9 protein-coding genes and 1 pseudogene are annotated in these 9994 nt (G+C 42.4%); 5 read left to right on the forward strand and 5 right to left on the reverse strand.

Annotated elements, in window-relative coordinates:
* Window positions 1-474: 474 nt before the first annotated feature.
* From psbQ to O9332_RS16950, 4 genes are all read right to left on the reverse strand, one after another.
* Window positions 475-915, reverse strand: a complete 441-nt coding sequence (gene psbQ / locus O9332_RS16935; protein ID WP_002737745.1) for a photosystem II protein PsbQ — start codon at window positions 913-915, stop codon at window positions 475-477.
* A gap of 313 nt (window positions 916-1228) precedes the next feature.
* Window positions 1229-1411, reverse strand: coding sequence for a type II toxin-antitoxin system VapC family toxin (locus O9332_RS16940; protein WP_196219890.1), 183 nt, complete (start codon window positions 1409-1411; stop codon window positions 1229-1231).
* A 13-nt stretch (window positions 1412-1424) separates the two neighbouring features.
* Entirely contained in the window at window positions 1425-1784 is a 360-nt protein-coding gene (locus tag O9332_RS16945) for a hypothetical protein (protein WP_002763370.1), read from the reverse strand.
* Between the two features lie 537 nt (window positions 1785-2321).
* Window positions 2322-3455, reverse strand: coding sequence for an FAD-dependent oxidoreductase (locus tag O9332_RS16950; protein WP_288026544.1), 1134 nt, complete (start codon window positions 3453-3455; stop codon window positions 2322-2324).
* Between the two features lie 219 nt (window positions 3456-3674).
* On the opposite strand from O9332_RS16950, the gene phaA reads away from it, so the two are divergent.
* From phaA to chlP, 5 genes are all read left to right on the forward strand, one after another.
* The gene (gene phaA / locus O9332_RS16955) at window positions 3675-4865 is read left to right on the forward strand and encodes an acetyl-CoA acetyltransferase PhaA (protein ID WP_159251534.1); all 1191 of its coding nucleotides are present in this window, start codon (window positions 3675-3677) and stop codon (window positions 4863-4865) included.
* 12 nt (window positions 4866-4877) lie between these two features.
* Window positions 4878-5594, forward strand: coding sequence for an acetoacetyl-CoA reductase PhaB (gene phaB, locus O9332_RS16960; protein WP_147068803.1), 717 nt, complete (start codon window positions 4878-4880; stop codon window positions 5592-5594).
* 307 nt (window positions 5595-5901) lie between these two features.
* The gene (gene phaE, locus O9332_RS16965; RefSeq protein ID WP_061432330.1) at window positions 5902-6897 is read left to right on the forward strand and encodes a class III poly(R)-hydroxyalkanoic acid synthase subunit PhaE; all 996 of its coding nucleotides are present in this window, start codon (window positions 5902-5904) and stop codon (window positions 6895-6897) included.
* A gap of 177 nt (window positions 6898-7074) precedes the next feature.
* On the forward strand, window positions 7075-8169 hold the full coding sequence (locus tag O9332_RS16970) for a class III poly(R)-hydroxyalkanoic acid synthase subunit PhaC (protein WP_147068805.1): 1095 nt from the start codon (window positions 7075-7077) through the stop codon (window positions 8167-8169).
* A 249-nt stretch (window positions 8170-8418) separates the two neighbouring features.
* The gene (gene chlP, locus O9332_RS16975) at window positions 8419-9636 is read left to right on the forward strand and encodes a geranylgeranyl reductase (protein ID WP_002735532.1); all 1218 of its coding nucleotides are present in this window, start codon (window positions 8419-8421) and stop codon (window positions 9634-9636) included.
* Window positions 9637-9862: 226 nt separating this feature from the next.
* On the opposite strand, the pseudogene O9332_RS16980 reads toward chlP, so the two are convergent.
* Window positions 9863-9994, reverse strand: a pseudogene (locus O9332_RS16980) (IS630-like element ISMae24 family transposase); the annotation flags it as partial.

The raw sequence follows: 9994 nt of genomic DNA on the forward strand, positions 1-9994 counted from the left end.
GACTCCGAGACTCCGAGACTCCGAGACTCCGAGACAGCTATCAGGGATCGGATTTGAGTTTTCAGTTCACTGTTTACTCACATCAGCAAAAGGCTGACGGCTGAGAGCTTAGATGTGTAATTAATTTTGCTTAGGTACTTAACTGTGTTTTTGAGGACATTGTTTCTTGTCCCTACTCCTCAATAAACCCGAACCTGAAGGAAAATTTACCCCTACCCCCTACCCTAAAAGAAAAATTTTTTCTGGAAGGTTTTTCAGCATCAGGGTTTGATGATTTGAGTGCAAGCTTGATCAGTTTAACTAATATCATCCTTGCCCTTGCGGGGGGTTAAAATTTGCTGCTATAAATAAGAAAAAAAGTTTTTGTGTGCTTCTCTCTGACAACAATCTCTAGGCAAAAAGCCAGAGATTTTTTAAAAAAGCTGATAACTGATCACTGATAACTGATCACTGATAACTGAACACTGATAAAAACTAACTAGGAACAATATTTAAGAAAGCATCGAAGTCTTTTAATGCTTCTTGGAATTGATTAGCAGCAAGACTAGCATCTTTTTCTTTGGCTGCCGCATCGATACGTTCAAAGTGAACGAAAAGATTTTTCGCTAACTGCTTGGCTTTTTCTTGGTCTTTGGGCAGTAAATTACGGGATAATCCTACCATTTCCTGACGCAATTGCCCCAAAGGACCGTGGATATAGGTGCGAGTATCTACCCAATTTTTGTCAGCGATGAGGTCTTGCAAAACGCTCATTTTTTGGCGAAATCCTTCTATGGGTTGGATGTAAACCTGTAACTGTTCGATTTTTTGGGGACTGTAAACGGTGGGGATAGTTGCTTGGGGACCACTGCAACTAACCAGCAGGGTAGTAACTAGGACTAAAACTAGGGAAATAATCGAGCGAAGACGTGGCATTGGTTTATATGTACTATTTAACAAGCTATTGACGTTCTCTCCCTTAACCAGTCAAGGTATCGGGACGATTTTTACTTTATCAGAATTTTGGGTTTAAAACCTCGCCCCTTTTAGGGCATCCATTGGTCACATCTTTCATTAACAAAAAGAGAAGAAACTTAAAAAGGGCTCTTCTCGACTTTGTGTAATAAGTGGGTGGGTGGAATTAAATATAAGATAAACGTAGGTTGGGTTGAAGCATGAAACCCAACGCCCGCATGGGTTACGCTACCGCTAACCCATCCTACAAATAATTGTGCCTCCCTACTTAAGTTTAACTTATATAGTAGCGATCGATCTTTGTGTCCTCTGTGTCTCTGTGGTTCCTTCCACTGAAAAGTTCCTGAACAGTAATGATTGTAACGGAAATGGAATGACGGGACGCATTAGCAATAACTTGGGGATGATTGCCAAGAATTAGGGAAATATGGTCAGTATCGAGAATATATTGAGACACAAATCTTTATCCTCTACAGATAATATGAGGGATCTACTTCACTGTCATCATCTAAAGTACGTTCTGCTTGAAGTGTATCCATGATTTCTTGAAAATCTGCGTCATTTTCAAAGATACCTGCAAATTCTCGCCAATTGGGTGAGGGGTTATCTAGGGGTGTTGTCCATGATATCGTTTCAATTTGGCTAATTTGTTCGATAAAGGTTGTTTGTAGTTGGGAAATGGCTTCTTCTTTGGTGGGTGCTTGGACTCGAAAATGAGGCAATTCAGCGATAGATACAGCATATTGACCATTTTTAAGGGTTTCTATCAGTATTTTTACCTTTAGATTAGCTGATGGTTGGGAGGGTGGGATATTGAGATTGATGACCATAGCATTTTGTTGATTTATCGCTTTACTTCCTTATTTTAAATGACTCATCTGGTATATAAGGTTGTTTTAAAGAGTAGATATTTTTAATATATTCAACTAAAAGGTTGATTTTATTTTGATTTTTACAATTGATACTTAGTTCAAAAAAATTACAAAATTGATCGTCATTAAGCCTACTATACATTGCATAGGAAATCGACATTCTAATTAATTTTGTATCCGTTAAATAGTCTTCTATGTTAAAATTAAACATAAATATCCTCTTGGCTCTAAATTTATATTAGAGCTATATTGCTATTTATTTTTCCCTTAGAGTCAAATTTTTTAAGATTCTTTCGATGTTTGCAGTTTCTCATCTCAGCAAAAGAGAGAAAACAGCGATCGCAAACTGCGCCTTCAAATTCTTCAAACTCCCACAAAGCAGCAATCTTAAACTTTTTCTCACGATTTGGACATTTAGACAACAACTTTAAGTCATGCTTCTCACACCTCCCAACCGACTTAAACTGCCATTCAATCCGATGACAAAGCAACTCATCATTTCTGTTCAAATTGTTTCATAAAAGCTCGATCGATCCGATCTTTCCATAACCATAATAACGGTGATTGACATCCGAAACCGCCCCAAGATGCGATCGCTTTTTGGTCTCCTGTCCCGATTAAACTGAGATAATTTTTCTGGGGAAAATAGGGTTTTAAGGGCTGATTTTGCAGAATTCTTCCTAAATTATCGAACAGTGGTTTACCTTGTCGGACGGCAAAAACTCCTGCTTTCGGACGGGGATAATCTGGAATCGTGGCAATATCTCCCACGGCAAAAATATGGGGATGGGAAAGAGATTGCAGATAATTATTCACTAAAATAAACCCTTTTTCATCTGTCAGTAATCCTGACGCTTTAATCCAACTAGGGGCCGAGGCAGTCGTTACCCAAATTGTATAATCCGTGGGTAAAACTAACCCCGATGAACAGATAATCTGATCTGCTTGCACTGCCGTCACATCCGTTGATAAATATAATCTAATTCCCCTTTGTTTAAAAATATTCTCTAAACGTTGACCGACCCAATTATTATGGGCTGGTAGTAGTTTTTTTCCTCGATGAATTAGAGATAAATTCAAATTACTGCTAGAGTTGAGAATTTTGGCCAAACGGGACTGCATATTTAAAGCTAATTCGACCCCGCCCGCGCCACCACCAACAATGACGATATTGAGAGGATTATTGGGGTTACTAACCGCTTTTTTCAGGATTTCTTGCCATCCTTCCCGAAAAATCGGCACCGGTTTGGCGGGAATAGCGTACTCTTGAGCGCCGATAACATTATCTACTGCCGGGATGCTGCCGATATCGATCGAGAGATAATCAAAGGGAATCTGTAAAGAATTATTACAAATTACTTGACATTTTTCCGTATCTATGGAATTAGCCTTGTCTAAACAGAATTGCGCTTGAGAATACCTAGCTAGAGAAGGTAAATCGATATGAGTCTCAGCAAAATCATAAAAACCGGCGATGTGGCCGGGTAACATTCCCGAATAGGGGGTATGGGTGACATCGCTAATTAAAGTTAATTGAACGTTTTTTAGGGGTGATTGCCCCCAAAGACGAAGGGCGATCGCATGACTATGGCCACCACCGATAAAAACTAGACGCTTGACTAAATCCATAAAAAAACGGGATTGCTGCCAGAAAAGTTAAATTCTAATGAATATATCTTCTTACACAGAAATTCTGTTGCAAAATCGAGGGTAGATAGACAAAAACTCAAGACATCGGGACCAGGAACTTTTAACCAATGACAGTCAATTGGGATTTTGATCTTTTCGGACTCGATATTCTTAAGCAAATTCTATCTATTATCTTCGCTTCCCAATAGAGAGAAGTCTATGCAAGAAGTTTATATCGTGGCCGCAGTCCGGACTCCAATTGGTCGTTTTGGTGGGGGATTGATGGGATTATCCCCGGCCGATTTAGGGGCAACAGTGATGAAATCTGCCCTAGAAATCGCTAATTTGCCCCCAGAAGCCCTAGATTTGTACATTTTCGGCAATGTTTTGGGATCGGGTCATGGTCAGTTAATTCCCCGACAAGCGGCGATTAAAGCAGGAATTCCCGTAAGCGTGGACGGATATCGGGTGGATATGGTTTGTTCTTCGGGAATGATTGCCGTTAGTAACGCCGCTACCTCAATTCGCGCTGGAGAAGCGGATCTCATCCTCGCCGGTGGCATCGAATCCATGTCCCAAACTGGCTTTTTTCTCTCCCATCGGGCCCGGTGGGGTTATAAATTCCTCATGGGTGCGCCAGAACAATTAACGGATTTATTACTCCACGATGGCCTAACCGATGCTACCACGACTGAGGGCATGGGTTCCCAAGTCGATCGCCTCTGTCTCGATCGCGGGGTTTCTCGGCAAGCATTAGATGAAATTGCCGCTTTATCCCACCAAAGAGCGGCCACAGCCACAGAAAAAGGCTGGTTTAATGGTGAAATCGTGCCAATTGAGCTTAAATCTAAGAAAGGTTCCACAATTATTGCTCAAGATGAGGGTATTCGTTCCGATAGTACCCCAGAAGGGTTAGGAAAACTGCGGCCGGCTTTTAATCCGTCGGGAGTTTTAACTGCGGGGAATAGTAGTCAGATTTCCGATGGGGCTGCCGCTATCCTTTTAGCCAGTCAAAAAGCTGTGGATCAGTACGGTTTAAAACCAATTGCCAAAATCCTTGGCGGTGCTGTGGGTGCTGGAAAAACCGATCGCTTCCCAGAGTTCCCCGTCCTCGCGGTGAAAAAATTACTGGCATCCCTAGATAAAACGATCGAAGATTTCGATTTAGTGGAAAATAACGAAGCTTTTGCCTTAAATAATCTGCTTTTTGAGATGGATCTGGGGTTAGCGAGGGAAAAACAAAACGTTCACGGTGGTGCGATCGCCTTGGGTCATCCTATCGGCGCTTCCGGCGCGCGGATTCTGGTGACGTTAATTAACGCGTTGAAAGTACAGGATAAAACCCTCGGTATGGGGGCCATCTGTCATGGGACCGGTGGCGGAACAGCGATCGCAATTGAAAGAGTTTAGGAGGAAAAAGCTATGGTATCTCTGGGACTAGAGGAAAAAGTTATCGTCGTTACGGGCGGAAATCGAGGCATTGGGGCGGCTATTGTCTCTCTTTTGATAGATTTGGGGGCTAAGGTGGCTTACACGGATTTAGCCACGGATAATCCCCAGGGTTTAGGCATTGTGGCCGACGTGACTAAGTTGGAATCTATGGAAGCGGCAGCTCAACAAATTGAAGCGGAATTGGGACCGGTTTACGGCATCGTCGCTAACGCGGGGATTACCAGAGATAACTTTTTCCCTAAATTAACGCCGCTAGATTGGGATTTAGTGATTAATGTCAACCTAAAAGGGGTTAATCACACGATTAAACCGTTTATTGAGGGAATGTATGAACGACAAGCGGGATCGATCGTTTGTATTAGTTCTATTTCCGGTGATCGCGGTAATGCTGGCCAAACTAATTACGCAGCTACAAAAGCGGCAGTTATCGGTTTAGTCAAATCCTTAGCGCGAGAAGCTGCCCGTTATAATATTCGCGCCAATGCGATTGCGCCAGGGTTTATTAACACGGAAATGACTTTAGCGATTCCCGATAAAGTTCGCGATAAAATCACCGCCGAAATTCCCTGTCGTCGCTTCGGTGAACCCGCAGATATCGCCTGGGCAACTGCTTATTTACTCTCTCCTGTTGCCAGCAGTTATGTCTCTGGAGAAGTCCTCAGAGTTAATGGGGCCCATCACACCTAATCAGTTATCAGTTATCAGTTATCAGTTATCAGTGGGTAAGTTAAGTAGGTGGATGGAATTAAATATAAGATGAACGTAGGTTGGGTTGAAGCATGAAACCCAACGCCCGATTATGTTACGCTACCGCTAACCCATCCTACAAATAATTGTGCTTAATCAGTTATCAGTGGGTAAGTTATCAGTTATCTGTCTTCTGTCTCGGAGTCTCGACTAGGAAATTAATTTTACACGACTACTTATCAGTTATCGGGTGTAGGGTGGGTTAGTAAACTAGAGAAATTAGAGTTAAAGGAAAAGGGCAAAAATAATGGATAAACCGACACAAGCTTGGAGTGAGATGGCCGCCGATTACGTCAATCTTTGGACGGAAACTGGGGCAAAAATGTGGTCAAGTTGGTTTGATATGATGGGGGCGATACCGACTCCTATGGGCAATATTAAACCAGAATTGCAAGAGGCAACCCAGCGCTATTTTGATAATCGGGATTTATTGATCAAATTCCTAAAATTATCGATGGAAGCTTGGGAAAGTATCTTCCCAAAAATGCAAACAGGAGAAGACTGGCAAACAATTTTAGATAATTATACACAACAGATGCGCGGTCAACTGAATAGTTTTACTACTACCACTTCCCAAAGTAGTCAAGATGTCAGTCAACTATGGACAATTTACCTGCAACAATTACAAAGTCTCAATCATTTATGGTTCGATCCTTTCGTGCTGTCAAATGACACAATAACCAAAGCTTGGTTAGGTAATACTTCTTCTTTGATCGAACTCAATAATATCTATTGGCAGAAGTTTTATGATGAGACTTTTGGCCAATGGTTACAGATGCCTTTATTGGGATTGCCGCGAGAATTTAACCGCAAATTACTCGATAGTTTTGAAACTTGGCGCATTCTTTATCAGGCTAGTATTAACTATCAAATTGTGCTGGCTGATATTCAAGTTAAATCCTTTGAAGCTTTAACTAAAAAATTAGTTTTCCTCGCAGAAAAAGGTCAACCTGTCAAGAATTGGCGAGAATTTCAAGATGTGTGGAGTGTCGTCGCCGATGATATTTTTGAAAAGGCTTTTTGTCAACCAGAAAACCTAAAAGTACGGGGAAAATTTATTAATTCCCTCAATGATTATCGCCTCAAACAGCAGGATTTAATGGAAATTTACCTGCGATCGATGAATCTGCCTACCCGCAGCGAAGTCGATGAAATTCATCGGACTATCTATGAATTACGCAAAGAGGTAAAAAGTCTCAAAAAAACTTTAGGAGAAAAAAAAGCAGTAGAAAGTAACAATTAGTTAATTGTGCTTGACAATCAGGTAAGCTATCAGGAGTCAGGAGTCAGGATTCAGGAGATAGGGTGATGGTGTGTTGGGGTGTTAGGGTTTTAGGGGTTTTAGTTGAAATTCCCCCACTTCCCCACTTCCCCACTTCCCCACTTCCCCACTTCCCCACTTTTCTAGGAGAATTAAATTATGTGGCCATTTTTGACGCAAGTGAAACTGGAAGATTTTACCCAAGATTATCTAGAATTAACTCAAAAAAATCTCAAAGGTTTGGACAATCTCAAACGAGTTAAAGAAGAAGATATTCAGTGTGGAGTCTCGGAAAAAGAAGCAGTTTATCGGGAAGATAAAATCATTCTCTACCACTTTAAACCCGTGGTCGAAAAACCCTTCGAGATTCCCTTGTTGATGGTTTATGCTTTGGTCAATCGTCCCTACATGGTAGATTTACAGGAAGGGCGTTCTTTAGTGGCAAATCTGCTGAAATTAGGCTTAGATATCTACTTAATTGATTGGGGATATCCCACCAGAAGCGATCGCTGGTTAACCCTTGATGATTATATCAATGGTTATGTGGATAATTGCGTCGATTTTATTCGTCAAAGTCACCATCTCGACAAAATTAATCTGTTAGGAATCTGTCAGGGAGGAACCTTTAGTTTATGCTATAGTTCCCTCTATCCCGATAAGGTAAAAAATCTGGTGACAATGGTGACACCGGTGGACTTTTATCAAACCGAGACCCTCTTAAATATGCGCGGGGGGTGTTCCTTGGGAGCCGAAGCATTAGACATCGATTTAATGGTAGATACTATGGGCAATATCCCGGGAGATTTTCTCAACTTAGAGTTTCTGGAATTGAAACCTTTACAGTTAGGTTATCAGAAATACCTTGATTTTCCTGACATCATGGAAGACGAATCAAAATTAGTTAATTTTCTGCGTATGGAAAAATGGATTTTTGATAGTCCCGACCAAGCGGGAGAATCCTACCGACAGTTTCTCAAGGATTTCTATCAGCAAAATAAACTGATTAAAGGGGAAGTGATGTTAGGAGATAAACGGGTAGATTTACACAATCTGACTATGCCAATTCTCAATCTTTATGCGGATAAAGATCACCTTGTACCTCCCGCTTCTTCCCTCGCTTTAGGGAATTATATCGGTACTTCTGACTATACCGCTTGTGCTTTCCCGGTCGGACATATCGGAATGTATGTCAGTGGCAAAGTGCAACGGGATTTACCCCCCGCTATTACTGATTGGTTGAAAGCAAGAGGTTAAGAATCCTCGCACCTATCCCCTTTTCCCAGTTTGGGAGAGGGGTTTAGCACTTTTTTTCTCTACGGGTGTAACACAATACAACACATCGATAAAAAAACATCTACGGGCAGTAAAATAAACTTTTGTAACAGAGGATGTTAAGCACTGTTGCAAGATCGGGCAGAATCGGAGGATATCGTTCCTTTCGGCTAAACCCCTGTGGTACACTGCAAAGCGTACTCGCTCGTAAGTATGTAGGAGAAAACCTGAGTGTTAAGAGTCGCTGTTGTGGGTTCAGGGCCGGCCGGTTCTTCGGCGGCAGAAACATTAGCTAAAGCAGGCATTGAAACCTATTTATTTGAACGCAAATTAGATAATGCTAAACCCTGTGGTGGAGCGATTCCTCTCTGTATGGTGAGCGAATTTGACCTACCTCCTGAAATTATCGATCGCCGGGTGAGAAAAATGAAAATGATCTCCCCCTCTAACGTCGAAGTCGATATTAATCTCGATAATCAAGACGAATATATCGGAATGTGTCGTCGGGAAGTCCTCGACGGTTTTATGAGAGAACGCGCCCATAAATTAGGAGCGCATTTAATCAACGGAACCGTTTACGGTCTCGACATTCCCACCAATAGCACCGATCCCTATACCCTACACTACGCCGATCACTCCCACGGCAATTCCCAAGGGGAAATGAAATCTCTGAAGGTGGACGTGGTTATCGGTGCCGACGGTGCTAATTCCCGCATTGCCAAAGCTATTGATGCTGGGGATTACAACTATGCGATCGCTTTCCAAGAACGCATCCGTCTTCCCCAAGATAAAATGGCCTACTACGAAGACCTGGCCGAAATGTATGTAGGAAAAGATGTATCCCCCGACTTCTACGCTTGGGTATTCCCCAAATACGATCACGTCGCCGTCGGTACTGGCACAATGAAGGTCAATAAAGCCATGATTAAAGACCTACAAGCTGGTATTCGCGCTCGCGCGGCCCGTCGTCTGGAAGGAGGCGAGATCATCCGCGTGGAGGCTCACCCCATCCCCGAACATCCCCGTCCTCGTCGTGTAGTTGGTCGCGTGGCACTGGTGGGAGATGCTGCGGGAACAGTTACTAAGTCTTCGGGAGAAGGCATCTATTTCGCCGCTAAATCGGCGCGGATGTGTGCGGAAACCATTGTCGAAGTCACTAACGGCGGCCAACGTATTCCCACAGAGGACGAGTTAAAACTCTACCTCAAGCGTTGGGATAAGAAATACGGTATGACCTATCTGGTATTAGATATCCTGCAACGGGTTTTCTACCGTACCGATGCCACCCGGGAAGCTTTTGTGGAAATGTGTTCCGATAAGGATGTACAGAAGATGACTTTTGACAGTTATCTCTATAAAACCGTTGTTCCCGCTAATCCTCTCGTACAGATGAAGATTACTGCTAAAACTATCGGTTCTCTCCTGCGCGGTAACGCTTTGGCCCCTTAAAATCCATTGATAACCAGAAAACCCAATCTCCGGCGGTGGTTGGGTTTTCTTTTGGGTTGTTTCATCTCCTGTCTTGCTTAACAATTGAGATAGCAAATTCTCCTCAAATATGCCTGAATCGTGGGTAAGCAGCCCATATAAAGTTCATTTTGTCAAGGATTGTTAAGATGCGCTTACCCCTCGATGGGAGTCATGGTTTTCCTATTCCTAGGTCTTTCTTAAGTACCTAGGCAAAATTAATTACATACTCGCCTCCAAAATTGTCCAGCACTTTTTTAACGTAAGCGAGGAGGCTCTTTCGGTCTTTATAGGCGCTAAATTCAATCCATTCATATTTTAAAAATCTCCATAATATTTC

The organism is Microcystis sp. LE19-10.1B, assembly GCF_027530565.1.
GTDB lineage: Bacteria > Cyanobacteriota > Cyanobacteriia > Cyanobacteriales > Microcystaceae > Microcystis > Microcystis aeruginosa.